This window comes from Marinilactibacillus piezotolerans (genome assembly GCF_900114235.1).
Classification (GTDB): Bacteria; Bacillota; Bacilli; order Lactobacillales; family Carnobacteriaceae_A; genus Marinilactibacillus; species Marinilactibacillus piezotolerans.
The window spans coordinates 1-19,223 of the sequence record NZ_FOSJ01000042.1; the positions used below are offsets into that span (position 1 = coordinate 1).

Annotated in this window: 23 protein-coding genes, 1 riboswitch and 1 other annotated feature; of the genes, 19 read left to right on the forward strand and 4 right to left on the reverse strand. The window is 36.9% G+C overall.

All coding sequences use genetic code 11. The annotated features are described in order from the left end of the window. Together BM212_RS09305 and BM212_RS12625 are read left to right on the forward strand one after the other, a co-directional pair. On the forward strand, positions 1–480 hold a 480-nt coding region (locus tag BM212_RS09305; RefSeq protein WP_143744933.1), incomplete at its 5' end, for an IS66 family transposase. 228 nt (positions 481–708) lie between these two features. Then, the gene (locus tag BM212_RS12625) at positions 709–1,053 is read left to right on the forward strand and encodes a PhoU domain-containing protein (protein ID WP_177206418.1); all 345 of its coding nucleotides are present in this window, start codon (positions 709–711) and stop codon (positions 1,051–1,053) included. 55 nt (positions 1,054–1,108) lie between these two features. Here the strand turns inward: BM212_RS12625 and BM212_RS09315 are convergent, their stop codons facing one another. After that, positions 1,109–2,008: a fumarylacetoacetate hydrolase family protein gene (locus tag BM212_RS09315; protein ID WP_091898256.1), complete on the reverse strand. Its 900-nt coding sequence runs from the start codon at positions 2,006–2,008 to the stop codon at positions 1,109–1,111. A gap of 174 nt (positions 2,009–2,182) precedes the next feature. Here BM212_RS09315 and BM212_RS09320 point away from each other — a divergent pair, with 174 nt between their 5' ends. The 16 genes from BM212_RS09320 to BM212_RS09395 all read left to right on the forward strand — a co-directional run bounded on the left by BM212_RS09320 (position 2,183) and on the right by BM212_RS09395 (position 15,492). Then, positions 2,183–2,413, forward strand: coding sequence for a DUF2969 family protein (locus BM212_RS09320; RefSeq protein ID WP_091898258.1), 231 nt, complete (start codon positions 2,183–2,185; stop codon positions 2,411–2,413). A 215-nt stretch (positions 2,414–2,628) separates the two neighbouring features. Beyond that, a complete protein-coding gene (locus tag BM212_RS09325; RefSeq protein ID WP_091898274.1) occupies positions 2,629–3,651 on the forward strand; it encodes a YihY/virulence factor BrkB family protein in 1,023 nt (340 codons plus the stop codon). Between the two features lie 132 nt (positions 3,652–3,783). Continuing rightward, complete coding sequence (locus BM212_RS09330) at positions 3,784–4,158, forward strand: arsenate reductase family protein (protein WP_072695796.1); 375 nt, start codon at positions 3,784–3,786, stop codon at positions 4,156–4,158. Continuing rightward, positions 4,155–4,514 carry a glycine cleavage system protein H gene (locus BM212_RS09335; RefSeq protein WP_072695794.1) on the forward strand — a complete coding sequence of 120 codons (360 nt, stop codon included), beginning with the start codon at positions 4,155–4,157 and terminating at the stop codon, positions 4,512–4,514. The genes BM212_RS09330 and BM212_RS09335 overlap by 4 nt, the downstream gene beginning before the upstream one ends. 69 nt (positions 4,515–4,583) lie before the next feature. Next, positions 4,584–4,845, forward strand: a binding site (T-box leader). Between the two features lie 114 nt (positions 4,846–4,959). After that, positions 4,960–5,991: a methionine ABC transporter ATP-binding protein gene (locus BM212_RS09340; RefSeq protein ID WP_072695792.1), complete on the forward strand. Its 1,032-nt coding sequence runs from the start codon at positions 4,960–4,962 to the stop codon at positions 5,989–5,991. Further along, on the forward strand, positions 5,984–6,685 hold the full coding sequence (locus tag BM212_RS09345) for a methionine ABC transporter permease (protein WP_072695790.1): 702 nt from the start codon (positions 5,984–5,986) through the stop codon (positions 6,683–6,685). The genes BM212_RS09340 and BM212_RS09345 overlap by 8 nt, the downstream gene beginning before the upstream one ends. A 47-nt stretch (positions 6,686–6,732) precedes the next feature. Then, positions 6,733–7,590: a MetQ/NlpA family ABC transporter substrate-binding protein gene (locus BM212_RS09350; protein WP_072695788.1), complete on the forward strand. Its 858-nt coding sequence runs from the start codon at positions 6,733–6,735 to the stop codon at positions 7,588–7,590. A 163-nt stretch (positions 7,591–7,753) separates the two neighbouring features. After that, entirely contained in the window at positions 7,754–7,933 is a 180-nt protein-coding gene (locus BM212_RS09355) for a 2-hydroxymuconate tautomerase (RefSeq protein WP_091898260.1), read from the forward strand. A 188-nt stretch (positions 7,934–8,121) separates the two neighbouring features. Then, a complete protein-coding gene (locus BM212_RS09360) occupies positions 8,122–9,543 on the forward strand; it encodes an SLC13 family permease (RefSeq protein WP_091898262.1) in 1,422 nt (473 codons plus the stop codon). A gap of 292 nt (positions 9,544–9,835) precedes the next feature. Then, positions 9,836–10,747: a substrate-binding domain-containing protein gene (locus BM212_RS09365; protein WP_072695782.1), complete on the forward strand. Its 912-nt coding sequence runs from the start codon at positions 9,836–9,838 to the stop codon at positions 10,745–10,747. Positions 10,748–11,036: 289 nt separating this feature from the next. Next, positions 11,037–11,876: a phosphate ABC transporter permease subunit PstC gene (gene pstC / locus BM212_RS09370; protein ID WP_072696214.1), complete on the forward strand. Its 840-nt coding sequence runs from the start codon at positions 11,037–11,039 to the stop codon at positions 11,874–11,876. A 2-nt stretch (positions 11,877–11,878) separates the two neighbouring features. Then, positions 11,879–12,694 (forward strand): phosphate ABC transporter permease PstA, encoded by an 816-nt coding sequence (gene pstA / locus BM212_RS09375; protein WP_072695780.1) that lies wholly within the window; start codon positions 11,879–11,881, stop codon positions 12,692–12,694. Further along, a complete protein-coding gene (pstB, locus tag BM212_RS09380) occupies positions 12,695–13,459 on the forward strand; it encodes a phosphate ABC transporter ATP-binding protein PstB (RefSeq protein WP_072695778.1) in 765 nt (254 codons plus the stop codon). It abuts the gene before it with no gap. Between the two features lie 40 nt (positions 13,460–13,499). Further along, positions 13,500–14,177: a phosphate signaling complex protein PhoU gene (gene phoU / locus BM212_RS09385; protein WP_072695776.1), complete on the forward strand. Its 678-nt coding sequence runs from the start codon at positions 13,500–13,502 to the stop codon at positions 14,175–14,177. Positions 14,178–14,294: 117 nt separating this feature from the next. Then, positions 14,295–14,960, forward strand: a complete 666-nt coding sequence (locus BM212_RS09390; RefSeq protein ID WP_091898264.1) for an alpha/beta fold hydrolase — start codon at positions 14,295–14,297, stop codon at positions 14,958–14,960. Positions 14,961–15,078: 118 nt separating this feature from the next. Continuing rightward, positions 15,079–15,492, forward strand: a complete 414-nt coding sequence (locus tag BM212_RS09395) for a GNAT family N-acetyltransferase (protein ID WP_091898266.1) — start codon at positions 15,079–15,081, stop codon at positions 15,490–15,492. Between the two features lie 105 nt (positions 15,493–15,597). Here BM212_RS09395 and BM212_RS09400 read toward each other — a convergent pair whose 3' ends face one another. Together BM212_RS09400 and BM212_RS09405 are read right to left on the reverse strand one after the other, a co-directional pair. Further along, positions 15,598–16,347 (reverse strand): gamma-glutamyl-gamma-aminobutyrate hydrolase family protein, encoded by a 750-nt coding sequence (locus tag BM212_RS09400; RefSeq protein WP_091898268.1) that lies wholly within the window; start codon positions 16,345–16,347, stop codon positions 15,598–15,600. Between the two features lie 132 nt (positions 16,348–16,479). Continuing rightward, a complete protein-coding gene (locus BM212_RS09405) occupies positions 16,480–17,667 on the reverse strand; it encodes a cation:proton antiporter (RefSeq protein WP_091898270.1) in 1,188 nt (395 codons plus the stop codon). A gap of 92 nt (positions 17,668–17,759) precedes the next feature. Continuing rightward, positions 17,760–17,831: riboswitch (Fluoride riboswitch) on the reverse strand. A 258-nt stretch (positions 17,832–18,089) separates the two neighbouring features. On the opposite strand from BM212_RS09405, the gene BM212_RS09410 reads away from it, so the two are divergent. Further along, positions 18,090–18,641, forward strand: a complete 552-nt coding sequence (locus tag BM212_RS09410; protein WP_091898272.1) for a GNAT family N-acetyltransferase — start codon at positions 18,090–18,092, stop codon at positions 18,639–18,641. 296 nt (positions 18,642–18,937) lie between these two features. Here the strand turns inward: BM212_RS09410 and BM212_RS09415 are convergent. Beyond that, on the reverse strand, positions 18,938–19,223 hold a 286-nt coding region (locus BM212_RS09415; protein WP_143744934.1), incomplete at its 5' end, for an IS3 family transposase.

A 19,223-nucleotide genomic window follows, 5' to 3' on the forward strand; every position in this document is an offset into this window, starting at 1 on the left:
AAGGGAGTCACGCTGTGTAACGAGTTATTTGCGTTGGATAAGTCCCTCAAGGACTTATCTGTTAGCGAACGGTATGATCAGCGCTTAGAACTAGTGAAGCCAAAGCTTGAGGCGTTTTTTGACTGGTGTGAATCCCTAACTGCGCATGGCAAACTTGGCACAGCGATCAACTATGCGCTGAATCAGAAAGAGCGAATGATGAACGTTCTGAAGGACGGCCGTCTCGTGCTATCCAACAATCTAGCCGAACGTGGCATCAAGTCACTCGTTATGGGCAGAAAGAACTGGCTGTTTTCAAAATCTTTTGAGGGTGCTCATGCCGTTGCGACTATTTTGAGTCTCGTCGAGACGGCCAAATCCAACGGATTACATCCACGAAAATATCTGGACTACCTCTTAACTTATCTTCCAAATCGACAAAATACACCTTTGGAGGCTTATTTGCCATGGAATCCAAAGGTGCAGATGGAATGTCGCTAGACATTCAGTATATTATACTCTTCGGACATTTCTTATTATAGAGGTGTCCGATTTTTATTTGTAGGTACTCAGCTATTCATCGCTTACGTAGATGTAACGAAGTATCTGGAGCGTATCGGCGACCATTCGGAGAATGTCATCAAAAACATTCAAGAAGCTGTTAAAGCAAATAAAAAACACAATAAAAATCATAATAAAGATGAAAAAGTCTTTTACGATGATGATCTTGTGAAGTTGTTCGAACTAGTCGAACAAAACATTAAAGATGCAGTTGCCTCTTTCTCTAAGGATAGTTATTCACTAGCCGGAAAAGTGTTAAAACGGGAAAGAGATGTGAATAAACTTGAAGACGACATTCGTAGTAAGTTTATTGAGCGATTGAATAAAGGTGTAGGTTTACCTTCAGATGGAATTCTTTTTGTAGATATTGTTTCAAATCTGGAGAGAATGTCCGATCACTCAACCAAAATTGCTAAACATACTTTAGGAATGCGTTACCCATTCCAGAAACAAACAAAAATACCAAAACACGGTTATGTTAGAGAAGTAACAGAATCAATTGAATTACCATAGCCTTGCAATAAAAATAAAAGCAACGTACTTTCCGATTATGGAAAGTGCGGTGCTTTTATTTTATCTGATTGATCAAAGTTCCGATATTTGATACAGTCACTTCAATTAAGTCGTTTTGAGACAACCAGTTCTGCTCATTATCAGGTCTCCCTAATATGACGCCTTTAGGTGTTCCAGTAAAAATCAAGTCTCCGGGTTTTAATGTGATATGTTTAGATAAATAACTGAGAATAGTTGGTACATCGAAAATCATGTCTTTTGTATTCCCGTTTTGAACAACTTGGTTATTAACTTTTAAAGTAACGTTGAGATTGTCTAAATGAGGAACCTCATCTTTTGTGACAATTCTAGGCCCAACAGGTGCAAAGTAGTCTAAAGTTTGTCCAAGCATCCACTGTGAAGATTTTCGCTGTAGTTTACGATCAGAAAAATTATTACCTACAGTATAACCAAAAATATAATCAAACACATTTTCTTTCTGCACATTTTTCATTTCTCGCCCGATTACCACAACCAGTTCAGCAGAATAGTCAACTTGTCTGGCTACAGGTGGAAGTGGTATATCATGTTGATGGGCAGCGAGCGTATTATTGAATTTATTATATAAAATAGGATTAAGTGGTACTTCACCATCCATTTCTTTTACGTGATCCAGATAATTCATTCCCACGCATATAATCTTTTCTGGATTTTGAACCACAGGAAGGAAAGTTATCTGATGGTTATAATCAATAAAATTTTCAAGCTCAATTTTTGAAGACATTAATTGTTCGACTAAGTCTTTAAGCTGAGCCAATTGCTCTGAACTATTATTAATGACCGATTCCATAGTATAATCAGTTTCTTTTTTGAAATAGTTGCTTAGCTTAGCTGCGTTGATCAAACCGTGGGGTGACTCAATACCAAGCTGAATTGTACGAGTCGAAGTTTTCTTATAGTATTGAACAAGTTTCATTGTTGCTCCTCCTGTGAAGCGTTATTATATTCCGTCTAATCATTATAGCGAAAAGAACCTAAATAAAGAATTATAATGAACCAGTCATTGAATTTATCTTGCTCATAGTGTCAGTTTGAAGTATGCTAAAGAGAAAGAATAAGGATATGCAAGACTTAAAAACGGAGGATTCAAATGGCTAACAGAAATAAAAATATCGAAGTAGAAATCAAGGAAACAGCTAATCAGTCAGAATCATTAACAGAGCTTGAAGTATTAGTGAAAAATAAGGTTATCGGAACAGTTAGACAACCCTTAGATGAACAAGTAACTGTCTTGTACAAGGCAGAAAAAGAAATGACAGCTAAAACGATTGATGAAGGCATTCAAATGATTATTGCTGAATATAACCTACACGATCAATAAACTAATTTATCAGCCTTTTTAAAGAAAGTTATGGATTGCCATACTGAAGTGGTTAAATCTGGTGAACGATTCTTTGAGAGGGCTTTTTATTTGGCTTTTTTATCTATAGAGGCTCAATGCCTTTCGATACTATTCAAAAGACGCTCTATGATATGATATAAGAAAGAACTGTTGAGTAATTAACAGAATTAAGGACGTGAAATGAATTGGAAAAAATGGAAAAGTTCGAAGAAAAAATTCCTCATAAAAAAAAGTTGGTTCGTTTGATCCATGTACTGCAGTCAAACTGGCAGCGAGCTGAAGTTACTCAGAGTGCCGCTGAAATGGCTTATTTTTTGCTATTATCTTTATTACCCGTTTTGCTGGTTATCGCAAATATTATTCCATTGCTGCCTATGGCAACTAGCGATGTTTTAAGTTTTATGTCTGATCTGATTCCTGCTGATATTTATAATGTATTGGAACCGACGATTGAAAGTTATCTGCAGAGTGCTAGTGGAGGAGCCGTTTCTTTTGGTTTACTGGCAGCTATCTGGTCATCCAGCAAAGTAATCAATACATTAAGAAATAACTTGAATGATGTTTATGGTGTTGTTCAAGAAAATAATTTTATTGTAGCCCGAATTATTTCGGTGTTAGTCATGATGGCGATTTTAGTTGTTATCGGCTTGACTGTATTCTTATTTGTATTTGGAGAGCAAATTCTCAATATCGTACAAGACTTTGTGGGAATGAGCTTACCATTTATTCAAGAATTTTTGGTTCTTAGATATGTTGTTTTGATGGCGATTTTGTTTGTTGTCTTCTATATTGTCTACCGCTTTGTTCCAAATCACAATCTGACGTTGAAATATTCATATCCAGGTGCGATATTTACTACGATCGGCTGGCTGGCCTTAGTACAAGGATTTTCTCTATATCTCAATCTAGCTGGTGGAGATGCAGTAGCGAATGCTACATTTGGAGCATTCATAGCCTTAATGTTATTTTTGTATCTCTCTAGTATAATTATTTTATTAGGTGGATTACTCAATACGATTATCTTTGAATGGCAGCAGCATAAATCTGTACCAGAATATGAATCAGAGCTGAAACATCAAGAACAGTTCGAAGATACTTCTTGGGAAGGTTATCCTAATGAAGCAGATACAGTAATTATGAAAAGAAAGCTGTACAAAGTTAACCGTTTAAAAGAAGATGAATTAGAGGAAGTCTATGAAAAAAGAGAAACGGAATAAACTAATCGGTATTAAAAGAATGAAAATGAAGTGGCTGTCAGAGCTTGCTTCATTTTTGTTTGCCCTCTTTTTCTTTTAGATCAAATAGATTATAATAGTAAAAGACGATTTCAGCGGGAGGAACAATCTGTAATGAAGTTTTATTGTCATCCAACATGCACAACGTGTAAAAAAGCTCAAAAATGGTTAGAAAAACAGAATATTGCTTATGAATTTATCAATTTAAAAGAAACAGCTCCGGCAAAAGAAGAACTAATCAAACTGATGACACATTCAAACCGACCACTAAAACAATTTTTTAATACGAGTGGACAACTCTATCGAGAATATGAGCTAAAAGACAAAGTATCAGATATGTCGATAGAAGCAGCAGCAGAACTGCTTTCAGAAAACGGTATGTTGATCAAACGTCCCTTAGCTATAAAACAAGATAAATGCACAATTGGATTTAAAGAAAATGAATATGAAGAAGTATGGATATCAGGAGAAAAGGAGAACACAAAATGACAGTTAAATATCATGAGTCAGGGATATGGATCGAAAAAATAGGAGAAAATCATAGAATTGGTTTATCTGAAAAAGGACAAGATGATATTGGTGAGGTTATGTTTGTAGATCTTCCTGAATATGGTACAAAGTTAGAAGCGGGAGATGTGCTATTAGGCGTTGAGGGAGCTAAAGCTGTTACCGAACTGACCATACCAGTAGCTGGAGAAGTGAAGGCAGTTCATGAAGAAGTAGAAGATGAGCCGGAATTACTGAATTCACCTGAAAAAAAAGAGAATTGGATTATTGAATTAAGTGGAGTAGATCAAGCCTTTGTCGAAACATTTTCAAACGATCCCTGGGAAAGTAAAAAATAAGCTTGACATCTAAAGTACAGACTGATAATATAAAAATCACTTAAAACAAATAAATTATGTTAATAGAAGTTAAATGCGATGAAAAGAAGAGTACATCCAAGAAACATTCAAAGAGAGCTGTGATTTGGTGAAAAGCGGCAATGCAGGCGGGATGGAAAATGATCTTTGAGCAGATCAGGTGAATGATAACTCACAAGCTTGGTCCGGATGCATCCGATATCGTGCCGCAGTATACAGATTAAGGAATTGTCTAAGTACTGGATGAGGTGATATACGCGAGTATATGACGAATAAAGGTGGTAACACGAGAGCTGAAGCTTTTGTCCTTTGGAATCTATGATCAGATTCTATAGGACAGAAGCTTTTTTTTTCTGATTTTATAAGTTGAAAAGCAGACAAATGAATAATTTACTCGTTTATCACCACTTTTAAAGGAGGAAGCAGCATGATCGAATTAAAAGAAATCAAGAAAATCTATAAAACCAAACAAGCTGATGTTGCGGCATTAGACAATGTAAATATAGCTATTCAAGACGGAGAAGTTTATGGAATTGTGGGATACTCAGGTGCTGGAAAAAGTACTCTGCTCAGATTGCTGAATGGACTGGAAAAACCGACAAGCGGAGAAGTATCACTTGCAGGAAAAGCATTAAATACTTTGAAGAAATCCACATTACGTAAAGAAAGACAGAAAATCGGGATGATCTTCCAGCATTTCAATTTACTCTGGAGTCGAACGGTATTGGAAAACATTCTTTTTCCTCTGGAGATTGCGCGTGTACCTAAAGCAAAACGAAAACAACGCGCACTTGAATTGATCAGATTAGTTGGGCTCGAAGGAAGAGAACAGGCTTATCCTTCCGAGTTGTCTGGTGGTCAAAAGCAGCGTGTTGGAATTGCCAGGGCACTGGCCAATGACCCTACCGTACTCTTATGTGATGAAGCAACCAGTGCTTTAGATCCGAAAACGACAGAAGATGTCTTAGAGCTTTTGCTTGATATCAATAAAAAGTTGAATTTAACGATCGTATTGATTACTCATGAAATGCAAGTCATTAGAAGGATCTGCGACCGAGTAGCTGTAATGAGTGACGGTAAAGTAGTAGAAGAAGGTCAAGTAAAAGAAGTGTTCAAAAATCCTAGAGAAACGATTACGAAACAGTTCATTCGACAAGATACGAATATCGATTCAGAAGACACCATAACAATTTTACATGAACTGGCTCGGAAATACCCAGAAGGTAAAGTAGCCCGGCTGGTCTTTTTGGAAGATCAAGTCAGAAGTCCTTTTATTTCTAGAATATCAAGAGAATATGATGTGGACATCAATATCATCCAAGGAAGTGTCCAAGAGTCACAAGATACTTCATTAGGCTCATTATACGTGCAGATTACCGGTAGTACTGAATCAATAGAGCAGGCTTTGCAGAAAATTAAAGCGTACCATATAGAAATCGAGGTGATCGATTATGCGTAAAGAAGAGAGTTTTATAGAAATTATACAGTCCTATACGAACTGGGAAGAAGTGGAACCAGCTAAATTATGGACGAACACATTGGATACGCTATATATGACGTTCGCTTCCCTTGTTGCTGTATTGATTCTAGGGTTGATTTTAGGACTGATTCTATACGAGACAAATAAAAGAGAAGGCAAAGTTGCAAAAGCTATTTATTATATTACGACACTTCTTGTCAATGTATTTCGTTCTATTCCATTTATTATACTAATTGTTTTACTCATTCCATTTACACGGGCACTTTTAGATACAATGACTGGCCCTACTGCCGGCCTGCCGGCACTGATTTTATCGGCAGCGCCATTTTACGGCAGATTAGTTGAAACTAGCTTTAGAGATGTAGATAGAGGCGTTATTGAAGCAGCCGAGGCAATGGGTGCCAGTAAACTGGAAATTATCACTAAAGTGCTGATACCAGAAAGTTTGCCATCACTAATCTCAGGAATTACCGTAACAGCTATTTCGCTGATCGGGTTCTCAGCCATTGCTGGAATTATTGGTGCTGGCGGGTTAGGAAATATGGCTTATCTGGATGGATTCCAGCGAAGTCGTAATACGGTAACGCTAGTGGCAACAGTTACGATTGTAGCAATCGTTTTTGTACTTCAAGCTACAGGGGATTTCATCGTTAAGAAGATTGATAAAAGGTAATATCTAACTATTGGAAAAAACTAAAAAATTATTTGGAGGAAAATCAAATGTCAAAATCATTACTAAAGAAAGTTTTATTATCTGCAGGAGCGGTAGCGTTGTTAAGTGCTTGTGGAAACGAAAGTGATTCATCTAACGAGGAGTCTAGCGAAAGTTCAGGTTCAGAAGAAACAACAACTTTAACAGTAGGGGCAACGAACACACCTCATGGAGAGATTCTAGAGTTTGTTAAACCGACACTAGAAGAAGAGGGAGTAGACTTAGAGATTGTAACGTACACCGATTATCCGCTGATCAATCAGGCACTTGCAGATGGAGACTTAGATGCGAACTACTTCCAGCATGTTCCTTATTTTAATGCAGAAGTAGAAGAAAATGGGTATGACTTTGTGAATGCTGGTGGAATTCATATTGAACCAATCGCAGCTTATTCACAACGTTATGAAAGTCTGGAAGACCTTCCCGAAGGTGCAGAAATATTAGTCAGCAGCAACGCACCAGATTATGGACGTATTTTAGAAATTTTACAAGATCATGGGTTGATTACACTTAAAGAAGGTGTAGATATTACAGAAGCAACCTTTGATGATATCGCTGAAAACGAACGTAATCTTGAGTTCCAGTACGACTATGATCCAGCGCTTATGGTTCAATTATTGAATAGTGATGAAGGAGACGTTGTATTTATTAATTCAAACTTCGCAGTAGATAATGGCATCAACCCGGTAGAAGATTCTATCGCAATCCAAAGTGAAGATTCTCCTTATGCCAACATTATTGCCGTACGTTCAGAAGATGCTGATAGCGAAGCAGTTCAAAAATTAGTAGATGTTTTGCATAGTGAAGAAACACAAGATTATATTTTAGAAACATGGGGCGGAGCTGTTGTACCTGTTTCTGAATAATCAAAACAACATTTGGGAAGATGCAAAATATTAATTGTAATATTGAATGGTTCACTTTTTAAAATTAAGCATTTTGACAAAATACTTTTAAAATTTTAGCCAGCTGTTTTCCAAATATGAAGTATGCTATGATTGAGTGAATTAAACATAAGGAGTGAGTTCTATGCCAATCGTTCACGTGGATATGATCAAAGGGCGTACTGATGAACAAAAAAAGGGACTAGTAGAAGATATTGTTAAAGCTGTTGAAACGCATACAGGTGCTAGTAAAGATGCCATAACGGTCATTATCAACGATATTGAAAAAAACAATATTGCAACTAAAGGCCAGTATCAAGGATAGTAGCTTAACCTTTTTGACTCGCTGGAAGTTGTTTCAATAAATGTACTTGAGCTTAAACTCTGTTCAATAAGTAAATAAAGTAATTAAGAAATAGTGCATCTCAGAATGTTTATTCTGAACGTGCACTATTTCGTTGTTTAAGCAAGAGTGAGAAATCGTATGATAATCAGATTTAAGGAGTGTTTACAATGCAATTCAGTTTAAAAAAAGCAGGCTTAATACTGGGACCATCATTATTTTTCCTATTATATTTTATACCTTCCATTACCGGTTTAGAGAATTCGCCGCGAGCAGTACTTGGCGTTACTGCATGGGTAGCAATCTGGTGGATTACTGAAGCTCTGCCTATACCAGCAACGTCACTTTTACCCATTATTTTACTCCCGTTGACAGGTGGAGCAGACCAGGCTACTGCAACAATGGCTTATGGAAACCCTATTGTATTTATGTATATGGGTGGCTTTACCATTGCAATAGCCATCGAGAAATGGAATTTACATAGAAGAATCGCCATGTCGATTATCTCTATTCTAGGAACAAGCAGCAACCGGATTATTTTAGGTGTAGGACTTGCAACAGCCTTTTTATCCATGTGGATCTCAAATGCAGCAACAGCTTTGATGATGCTGCCGATCGCGATTGCATTGATTACAGAAATCAAAGAGAAAAAATTCTTTAATGAAAAATCACTTCAGAACTTCTCAAAAGGATTATTACTGATGGTTGCCTATTCAGCGTCTATTGGCGGACTAGCTACCATCGTTGGTTCAGTTCCTAATGCCGCCTTCGTTGCGGTTGCAAACAGTATGCTTAACCAGAACATTACATTTTCTGATTGGTTTTTGTTCGGGATTATAGTGACAACAGTTTTAATGGTTGTATTATATTTTTACATTACAAAAATCAAGTTTCCAGTTGAACAAAATGGAGAAATTTCTTCGGATTTTGCCAGACAGCAGTTAAAAGATCTTGGACCAATGTCTATAGAAGAGAAAATGGTTTCAGTTATCTTTTGTCTGATTGGCTCTTTGTGGATTTTTGGCGGCTTTTTGCCTTTTGCATTATCTGATACGACGATATCTATGACTGGAGCAGTTCTGTTGTTTATGATTCCGAGTTCAAAAGGTGGCAGAATACTAGACTGGATCGATATGAAACATTTGTCTTGGGGATTACTATTATTGTTTGGTGGCGGCCTGTCATTAGCAGCAGCATTTGAATCTTCAGGGCTGACAAGCTGGTTCGGCGATGTCTTATCTAATCTGGAACAATTTAATTATCTGGTCATCTTAATTATCCTGACAGCTACGATTTTATTCATGACAGAAATCATGTCTAATACAGCAGTATCGAATATGCTGATGCCAATCAGTGTGGGGCTAGCTGCAGGTATTGGGGTAGCGCCTTATGGCATCATGGCAGTGGTAGCGCTGGCTTCTTCCTGTGCTTTCATGCTTCCGATCTCTACACCGCCTAATGCAGCAGTATTCAGTACCAATGAATTAAAAATAGAGGATATGGTTAAAGCTGGATTCTGGATGAATATAGTCAGTGTTGTAGTAATTGTATTGGCCGTTTATTTCCTGCAGCCTATCATACTGAATTTTTAAAAATAAACTATATTAAAAGAGTTCTGAATATCTATCTTTACTTAAAAGGATTATTTGAGTAAAAAGATGTTCAGAGCTTTTATTTTTTACAAAGGATATTTAGTCCAGATGCTTTTAGGTAAAGGGTTTTTAAAAGGTAAATAAGAAAGCGAATGATATATTTACAAAAAATTTACATAAGTTTACATTAAATACACATAAATTCAGTAATGAATCAACATTCAGCTTGTAATATAGGAACCGAGGACAAGATCGACTGTCTATCACATTATTAAATCAAAGGAGATTTAAAATGAAACTTAAGTACGCATCAAAATGGATTATGGCATTAAGCGCAACTGCACTACTGGCAGCATGTGCAGATGGAGGATCTGATTCAGAAGGTACTGGAACAGACGAAGCTTCAGGAGATTTCGATACTTCTGGAACAATTACTGTAGTAGCTCGTGATACAGCTTCAGGTACTCGTGGAGCATTCAACGAAATTACTGGAGTATTAGTAGAAGATGGCGACACTGAAACTGACAACACTGCTCAAAGCGCAATTATCCAAAGTGGTACTCAAGGCGTAATCACTGCCGTATCTGAAGATATTAACGGAATTGGTTACATCTCATTAGGTTCTTTAAATGATACAGTTAAAGGCGTAATGATTGATGATGTAGAACCAACACATGATACAGTAGCTGATGGCACTTATCCAATCGCTCGTCCATTCAACATGGCTTACGGGGAAGACTTAACTCCACAAGCACAAGAATTCTGGGACTTCATCTTTAGTGCGGAAGGTCAAGCACTTGTTGAAGAAGAAGGTTACATCCCTGTAGAACCTGATGCTGCTGCATACGAAGAAGCTGAAGGTATCGAAGGAACAATCAGTCTTGCAGGATCTACTTCAGTAGAACCCGTTGCTACAGTAATCTCTGAAGCATTCACAGAAATTTATCCAGATGTTACATTTGAAATCTCTGCTACTGGTTCAAGTGCTGGGGTAACTGCTGCACAAGACGCAACTGCAGATATTGGGATGGCATCTCGTGAATTGTCAGAAGAAGAAGCTGCTAGTTTAACTGTTGAAGCGATCGCTAATGATGGAATCGCAGTGGTTGTAAATAACGACAACCCTCTAGAAGGATTGACTTTAGATCAAGTTCGTCAAATCTTCGTTGGAGAAATCACAAATTGGGATGACGTAATGGAATAATCTTTATTCCTGCATTGATATGAGATTATCACTTAATAAGTCTCCCCTTGTTATCGATCTTATAAAGTGTGTAGTCAGTAGTCTACAATTAAATAATTTGAAATGAGTAATAGAGGGGTGGAACCGGATTGAGTTCAATTCGGTTCCATACCTTTTTTGCGTGTATATTGTACAGTTTAGATAAGTAAGTGTATAGCGTAGATTTTGTCGATCTTATTGGTTATTATGAACATAAACGTACTTATCTTTACTCTGGAAAGGATGCTTAATATTGAAAAATAGTAAAGAAATGGTTATGAAGGGAATCTTTTTTCTTTCGGCTTGTTTCTCTATAGTTGCACTATTATTAATTGTAATATTTATTTTTGCTAACGGTGTTCCGTTTATGCTTGATTATGGATTTTTCAATTTTATTTTTGGCATGGAGTGGACGCCTACTAATGCACCAGCTTCATATGGAATTTTTCCAATGATTATTGGATCTATCTATGTTACTATAGGCGCTGCAGTTGTCGGGGTACCGATTGGAGTACTAACAGCAATTTTTATGGCAGAATTTTGCCCGTCGTTTTTATATAAAATATTAAAACCAGCTGTAAATTTAATGGCTGCCATTCCTTCAATTGTCTATGGATTCTTTGCTTTGCAGGTTTTCACACCACTGATCAGACAGTATTTTGGCGGAAATGGGTATAGCGTACTTACTGCCTCGATTCTACTAGGAATTATGATCCTGCCGACGGTAATCAGTCTTTCTGAGTCTGCTCTGCGTGCTGTACCGCGTACTTACTATACAGGTAGTGTAGCTTTAGGTGCTACCCATGAAAGAAGTATTTTCAGGGTGTTACTCCCTGCTGCCAAGTCTGGAATTATATCCAGTATCATTTTAGGAATCGGTCGTGCGATCGGGGAAACAATGGCTGTCGTGTTGATTGCCGGAAATCAGGCAATCATACCTGATAGTCTTCTTTCAGGCGTTCGAACCTTGACAACGAATATCGTTATTGAAATGGCATATGCAACTGGTGAACACAGAGAAGCACTAATTGCTACAGCTGTTGTATTATTCGGCTTTATTTTACTGATCAATTCAATTTTTCTTTACTTTAAAAATAAGGAGGCAAAATAGTTATGAGCGCAAAAATCATAAGAGGGTTCGTTTATCTTTCAGCGGCTATAACGTTTGGAATGCTGGGATATGTCATTATCTTTATTCTAATAAACGGAGTAAGATTTCTTACGCCTGACTTATTTGCCTGGAATTCCACTTCCCAAAACGTATCTATGATGCCGGCAATCATTACCACTTTATATGTAGTTGGAGGAACCTTGCTGGTTACAACTCCAATCGGTGTCTTTACAGGTTTTTATCTAGTTGAATATGCGAATCGTAAAAATCCTATTGTAAAAGCTGTTAGTATGGCGACAGACACATTAGCTGCTGTTCCTTCTATCGTATATGGTTTATTTGGTTTTTTATTCTTTGTAACTTTCTTGAGTTTCCGACTTTCTCTGATTGCAGGGATTTTGACATCAGTGATCATGTCGCTTCCTTTAATCATTCGAGCAACTGAAGAAGCCCTGATTTCTACTGGGCGCCCGATTAGAGAAGCTAGTTACGCTCTGGGTGCCGGCAAATTGAGAACGATCTTTACAGTTGTGCTTCCAGTTGCCATGCCGGGAATTCTATCAGGAATTATTTTAGCTACTGGACGTGTAATCGGTGAAACAGCAGCACTCCTTTATACATTAGGCTCTGCTTCTAATATTCCAGGCGGCTTGTTCAGTTCAGGTAGAACACTCGCACTGCACATGTTCGTATTGTCTAACGAAGGGTTCCATGTTGATCAAGCCTATGCTACAGCAGTTGTCTTATTACTGTTTGTCTTAATCCTGAATGGCTTATCTACATTAGTTAGTGCCCGTTTATCTAAAGGAGGAAAATAGATGTCTACACCAACATATAAAATGGAAGTAAAAGACTTGAAATTATGGTATGGAGATTTTCAAGCCTTACATGGATTGGACTTAGCCATTCCCGAGAAAAAAATCACAGCATTTATCGGACCATCCGGTTGTGGTAAATCTACTTTTATTAAATCACTAAATAGAATGAATGACTTGATCGAGACTTGTCGGATCGAAGGAACCATTGAGTTAGATGGTAAAAATATTTATGATCCTAAAACAGATGTCAACCAACTCCGTAAAAAGGTAGGAATGGTGTTCCAACAACCAAACCCCTTTCCAAAAAGTATTTATGATAATATAGCATATGGACCACGTACACATGGAATCAAAAACAAAAAAGAACTAGATGAAATTGTTGAGCGCAGCTTAAAACAAGCCGCAATATGGGATGAAGTGAAAGACTATTTAGATCGAAATGCCCTTTCTATCTCAGGAGGACAACAACAAAGAATCTGTATCGCTAGAGCCTTGGCAGTTGGACCAGAAGTCTTGTTAATGGACGAGCCCACTAGTGCCTTGGATCCAATTTCTACAGCTAAAATCGAAGAATTGGTTTCAGATTTGAAGTCAGAGTATACGATCGTTATGGTCACACATAATATGCAGCAAGCTTCCCGTGTCTCTGATGAAACAGCCTTTTTCTTGAATGGTCATATCATTGAACATGGTGATACCCGTAAAATCTTTACAAACCCAGATCAAGAAGAAACAGAAAATTATATTTCTGGTAGATTCGGATAATAGCAGGTAACAGCTTTTTATTAATAGGAGGGAATGGATTATGAGAAGAGCATATGATGAAGAATTAGAACAATTGCACCGTAAGTTTTATCAAATGGGATGCAAGGTAAATGAAGCAATTTATAAATCTATCAAAGCTTTTGTCAATCACGATAAAGAACTGGCTAAAGGCGTTATTGAAGAAGATAAAGAAATCAACCAGTTCGAACATGACTTGGAACAAGCTTGTATTGAATTAATTGCTTTGCAGCAGCCAGTAACGACGGACCTTAGAAAAATTATTACTGTAATGAAAGCTTCCGCAGACTTAGAACGTATGGGTGACCATGCTGTCAGTATTTCAAAATCTACTATCCGTGTTAAAGGAAACAAAAGAAACAGCATGATTGAAGGTATGATTTCAGATGCCGGAGAAAAAATCAAAAAAATGGGGGAAGAAGTGATCACTGCCTACATTGAATATGATACAGAGAAAGCTGTTGAAATTGCGAATTATGATTATCTAGTAGATAGTTTGACGCATGACATCAAAGAAGCTTGTATTTCAGAAATGAAAAAAGATCCTGAATTAGTGCTTGGAGCTACGGACTATATTATGGCAAGTACGTACATTGAAAGAATTGGAGACTACATCACAAACATTTCTGAGTGGATTGTATACTTCCAAACAGGTGAAATTCAAGAATTAAATACGCATCATAGTTATGATGAGCTCTAAGAAGTTTATTGAATCAGGTTATTTTTCTCTTAAAATAACCTGATTCTTTTTTTATTTCGAAAAAGCATTAAAATGGTTTATACTTAAAGAAATGAACTGAAAAAGGAAATAGAAATAATGCTGGTAAATATTAGAAATGGAATGGATTTAAATGTAGAAATTAGTGGTCAGGGACCGCCTATGCTTTTGTTGCACGGAAATGGAGAAGATCATCATATTTTTGATACAATTGCTGAAAAGTTACAACAGCAATTTACACTTTATGCGGTTGATAGCCGAGAGCATGGAAAAAGTACAAAAACAGGGACAACGTTTAATTATGATGATATGGCTGAAGATATTCATTTATTGATTAATCAGTTAGGACTAAAGGAAGTCAATATCGTTGGATTCAGTGATGGCGGGATTATCGCCCTCCTCTTAGGAATCAGACAAGAAGTGTATTTAAATAAAATAGCCAGCTTAAGCCCGAATCTTTCCCCAAAAGACTGGAAGAAAAAGCCACTACGTTATTTAGAGCAGAAATATAAAGAAACCAGAGATCCAGCGTTCTACTTAATGTTGAATGAACCAAATATCGATCCGGAAGCATTAAAAAATATACAGATTCCTTCACTGATTACTGCAGGAGAAAAGGATTTATTTTACAGATCGATGTATAAGACGATTGAAAAGAAAATCCCAGATGCCATATTGAAAATTATAGAAGGACATGATCACAGCTCTTACATTATTGATAGTGATCTCTTATCTGCTGACTTTATACATTTTTTTGAAATTTAAAAAGTCTTGAATTTTACCATGCTATCCCTCTAACAGATAATTTCATTTTTGGAAGTCACCATAATTTGAATCTGCTAGAATAGATACTGAAGAATTAAATATTTTGAGGAGACTGAATATGTCAATTGAACAGATACCCTACAAAGAAAATAGAGAAGCAGCCTTAGCTGGACTTGAAGCACATACTGTGGAGAAATTACCTGATCTGGATATGCGTTATGAAGAAGTCAGTTTTGTTTATAAAGAAAACGACGCTATCACAGGAAGAATAGTCGGCCATATTCACTGGGATCATTTATCGGTTGAACTCTTTTTTCTGGAAGAGAATGCCAGAGGGAAAGGAATCGGAACAAAATTATTAAAAGAAATTGAAAAAGTTGCTCTAGAAAAACAGTGTAAGTATGCATTTTTAGAGACAATGAGTTTTAATGCCCCAGTTTTTTACCAGAAGAATGGGTATCACATAATGGCTCAAATTGAAAATTCTCCTGCTGAAGGCGAAACCAGATATTTCATGAAGAAAGATTTTTAAATAGAGTAGAAGAAAACAGTTTTCAGCTTTTTCAAGTTGAAAAAAGAACAGTCAAGATGGAAGGTTAAATTCCTATCTTGACTGTTCTTTTATAAATAATAATTTCTATAAATGTGATGCTTTTGTTTGTGACCAGTTCTTAACAGTTTCTACATAAGCATCGAATAATCCTTGCGCAGATAGGTTATGTCTGATCATCAATTCAGGATGCCATTGTACACCAATGGTAATGTGCTGGTCGTCTTTACTTTCAAAAGCTTCGATAAGTCCATCTTTCGACCAAGCTACTGGACGTAAGCTATCTGCCAAGTCTTTAATCGCTTGATGATGATAAGAGTTAACATTAGCTTGCTCTCCATATAATTGACCTAACCAGGAATCTTGATCGATTTTGACAGAATGAGCAGCTGTTTCTGGTGTAGATACTTGTACATGCTGGACAGCCAAGTCAGGATACATGGAGACATCCTGATAGAGTGTACCACCAAGAGCCACGTTGAAAATTTGTAAACCACGGCAAATAGCTAAAACGGGTTTGTTTTCTGTCCAGGCTTCTTTGATGACGGCCATTTCAAAACGGTCACGCTCAAGATTTGTATCTTGCAGTTTGATATGAGGTTCTTCACCGTAACTTAAAGGAGAGACATCTTGTCCACCTGCCAGCACAATTGCGTCAACACTTTTAACATATTGTTTTGCATTCTCTTCATTAGAAATCGGGAATACAACGGGTAAAGCACCAGCCGCATGCAGCCCTTCCACAAATCCTTGCGGCGTGTAAGTGATGGGTAAACTCTCATACCTTGGACTAAAATTCGTTAATACATTTCCTGGAATTCCGATAACTGGTTTCATTTTATCTCATCCTCTCAAAACCCATTCATAAGTGTATTTAGTATACCTTACTTGTAAATTGCCTGACAAATAGATTTTTCACAATAAATCGTTTTCTTGAGCAATGACATATATTAGAAACAAATGACGGATTTAGTTCCACTTAGTCCGTTCGAGTAATTTCCTATAGGTATGTTCAATAATGAAAGCACCGATTGGAGCGGTAATCAAGATCGAAAGCACAGCTACCGTTACGATTAGATGACCACTGGCTAGCCCCATAGAAAGAGGTACACCACCAATAGCAGCTTGTACAGTAGCTTTTGGGGTATAGGCAATCATCGTGAACAGTCTTTCTTTCTTGGTCAAAGTAGAAGGCGTCAAGCTGAGATAGACACCGAGCATCCTGAATACTAAAGCACCGAGAACTAATATAACCGCCGCAACACCAGCTGAAAGGGCGTAGCTTAAATCGACAGTTGTTCCGACTAATACAAACAAGAGAATCTCTGCACCAATCCAAAGTTTTGAATAAGTTCCAGATATTCGCTTGGAGAGATCAGGGTACAGCTGGTTCAAGACGATCCCCATACTCATAATGCTGAGCAGTCCGGATAAAGGAACACTATCTGCTAACCAGTCCTCTAAAGCCAGTAGAAAGAATGACGTACTCAGAATTACAAGAATCTTTGCGGAATCATTCATTCGAATGAATGTAAAGAACTTCCCGACAACGAAACCAGTCAGAACACCTACCAGAATACCAAGTACGATAGATACAGGAATGGTTAAAAAGTGTCCGGCAGACACAGCGCCGCCAGAAGCAAGCGTTAAGAAGGAAGTGAACAGTACGATAACAAAAATATCATCTAAAGAAGCGCCAGCTAAAACGAGCTGGGGAATCCCTCTTTTCTGCCCATAACCAGATTCTTTAATCCTTAACATTAAAGGTACAATAACAGCCGGAGATACAGCAGCAACGACTGATCCCATCAATGCGGCTTCTATATAAGTCACATCAAATAATAAAGGTGCAAGTATGGTAATGGCACCAATCTCAAATGATGCTGGAACAAAACTCATCAGTATGGCAGGCAAACCAATCTTTTTAAGCTCAGCCAGATTCAAAGAAAGTCCCGCACGGGTTAAAATAATAACTAAAGCAATTTCTCTTAAATCAGCTGAAATAGAAAGCAGGGAATCATCCAGTATATCTAATGCATACGGGCCCATGACGACACCCGCAATAATCATTCCGATCAATCCGGGTAAGGCGAACCTTTTGAATAACCCTCCTAAAGATAAACCAGCTACAAAAATTAAAGCCAAACTCGTTAACATGTTTTTCAATCCTCTCGGGTAATATGATGAGATGAAATTTCAATCCATTATATCAAAGCATTAAAAAAAGCCGAGCCTCCTGGATGAAGAATTTCATCACAGAAGTCATCAGCTTTTCAGCAGTTTAGGCTACGCCTTGGGAGAACCTCATTCCCATATGAGACACTAGTATAGCATATAATGAGCATCTTTTCTAGATAGCAGCATTTAATGAAAAGAAAATATTCGTTTTTCTACGGTTTTTGTAAGAGAATGGGTTCTGCCTAAAACAGAATTTGAACAAATAAAAAACTATTAGCACATTTTCGGTATACGAATAATTCATTCATTGATACTATTATAGTAGTTTTCATGAGGAACCAACTTGTATTCAATATTTTAACTATGGTATACTTTTGAATATTTTTATGAGGAGAGCTGTTATGACAAAGTATATGGGGTTAAATATTGATGGAGATTTAAATTTAATCGTTCCAGAGTTTAGTATGGCAGAGGAAGTTTTCCGTTTAGTCGATTCTGACAGGGAGCATATAAGAACTTTCTTAAGTTTTGTAGACAGTTCCGTTGATGTGACCAGTCAAACTAATTATTTCAAATCAAAAATGACAGGAGCTGCAAATGGAACGGATAAATTATTTTTTATCGCTTCTAGTGATAAAATAATTGGAACCATCGATTTACATCATATCGATTCGAATAATGGAAAAGCTGAAATTGGATATTGGATTCATTCAAGTTACGCTGGTAAAAATATTACTTCTAAAGCAGTCAAAACATTATGTACGTATTCTTTTGAAATACTTGGTCTGAATAAATTAACGATTTTTGCTGATGTAGAGAATATCACTAGCAACAAAGTGGCTTTAAAAACAGGGTTCCAGCTCGTTGGAGTCAAACGACAAGATATTATGATGTATGATCAATACAGAGACATGAATGAATACTATCTTTTGAAATCAGACTTTGCACAATAAAATTTATGTTTAAACATTAAATTTATAAGGCGCTTTAATTTAATAAGAGAAGCATAAAAAAATGCACCTTTTGTTGATGAATGAAATTCTCAAGCGGGAAATTCACTACTATTCTTAAAAAAGTAATTGGCTTTAGTAGCTACTGAGCGGATAAAATAATTTTATAATTGTTGGAGCAGTTATCACATTGATTTTAATAGGGTATTTAAAAATTATCTCGATTAAAAAAATAAGCTTTTTATTTTTAGTAATCATGAACTGACCCTTGTCAAGTAGACAATAAAATAATAAAAAATCTATATGGCAACCTGATACCGAAATTCCATCGGTGTTAGGTTGTTTTTTGTTTCTTGTAAACGTTCGAAATTATAAAATTCCATGTATTCATCAATATCTTTAATGAGTTCTTGATATAGAGTGTACTCCTTCAAATGATACGATTCGCATTTGTAGTGCCCAAAAAAGCTTTCCATTGGTGCGTTATCAATACATTTCCCCACTCTAGACATACTACGTGTAATTCCAGCTTCTGTCGTGATTTGACGGTACTGTTTAGAGGTATATTGAGAACCACGATCGCTG

Bases quoted from the DNA above. Each gene is read 5' to 3' on its own strand.
- BM212_RS09315 (WP_091898256.1), bottom strand. From the start codon at position 2,008: ATGAAACTTGTTCAATACTATAAGAAAACTTCGACTCGTACAATTCAG.
- BM212_RS09320 (WP_091898258.1), top strand. From the start codon at position 2,183: ATGGCTAACAGAAATAAAAATATCGAAGTAGAAATCAAGGAAACAGCT.
- BM212_RS09325 (WP_091898274.1), top strand. From the start codon at position 2,629: ATGGAAAAGTTCGAAGAAAAAATTCCTCATAAAAAAAAGTTGGTTCGT.
- BM212_RS09330 (WP_072695796.1), top strand. From the start codon at position 3,784: ATGAAGTTTTATTGTCATCCAACATGCACAACGTGTAAAAAAGCTCAA.
- BM212_RS09335 (WP_072695794.1), top strand. From the start codon at position 4,155: ATGACAGTTAAATATCATGAGTCAGGGATATGGATCGAAAAAATAGGA.
- BM212_RS09340 (WP_072695792.1), top strand. From the start codon at position 4,960: ATGATCGAATTAAAAGAAATCAAGAAAATCTATAAAACCAAACAAGCT.
- BM212_RS09345 (WP_072695790.1), top strand. From the start codon at position 5,984: ATGCGTAAAGAAGAGAGTTTTATAGAAATTATACAGTCCTATACGAAC.
- BM212_RS09350 (WP_072695788.1), top strand. From the start codon at position 6,733: ATGTCAAAATCATTACTAAAGAAAGTTTTATTATCTGCAGGAGCGGTA.
- BM212_RS09355 (WP_091898260.1), top strand. From the start codon at position 7,754: ATGCCAATCGTTCACGTGGATATGATCAAAGGGCGTACTGATGAACAA.
- BM212_RS09360 (WP_091898262.1), top strand. From the start codon at position 8,122: ATGCAATTCAGTTTAAAAAAAGCAGGCTTAATACTGGGACCATCATTA.
- BM212_RS09365 (WP_072695782.1), top strand. From the start codon at position 9,836: ATGAAACTTAAGTACGCATCAAAATGGATTATGGCATTAAGCGCAACT.
- pstC (WP_072696214.1), top strand. From the start codon at position 11,037: ATGGTTATGAAGGGAATCTTTTTTCTTTCGGCTTGTTTCTCTATAGTT.
- pstA (WP_072695780.1), top strand. From the start codon at position 11,879: ATGAGCGCAAAAATCATAAGAGGGTTCGTTTATCTTTCAGCGGCTATA.
- pstB (WP_072695778.1), top strand. From the start codon at position 12,695: ATGTCTACACCAACATATAAAATGGAAGTAAAAGACTTGAAATTATGG.
- phoU (WP_072695776.1), top strand. From the start codon at position 13,500: ATGAGAAGAGCATATGATGAAGAATTAGAACAATTGCACCGTAAGTTT.
- BM212_RS09390 (WP_091898264.1), top strand. From the start codon at position 14,295: ATGCTGGTAAATATTAGAAATGGAATGGATTTAAATGTAGAAATTAGT.
- BM212_RS09395 (WP_091898266.1), top strand. From the start codon at position 15,079: ATGTCAATTGAACAGATACCCTACAAAGAAAATAGAGAAGCAGCCTTA.
- BM212_RS09400 (WP_091898268.1), bottom strand. From the start codon at position 16,347: ATGAAACCAGTTATCGGAATTCCAGGAAATGTATTAACGAATTTTAGT.
- BM212_RS09405 (WP_091898270.1), bottom strand. From the start codon at position 17,667: ATGTTAACGAGTTTGGCTTTAATTTTTGTAGCTGGTTTATCTTTAGGA.
- BM212_RS09410 (WP_091898272.1), top strand. From the start codon at position 18,090: ATGACAAAGTATATGGGGTTAAATATTGATGGAGATTTAAATTTAATC.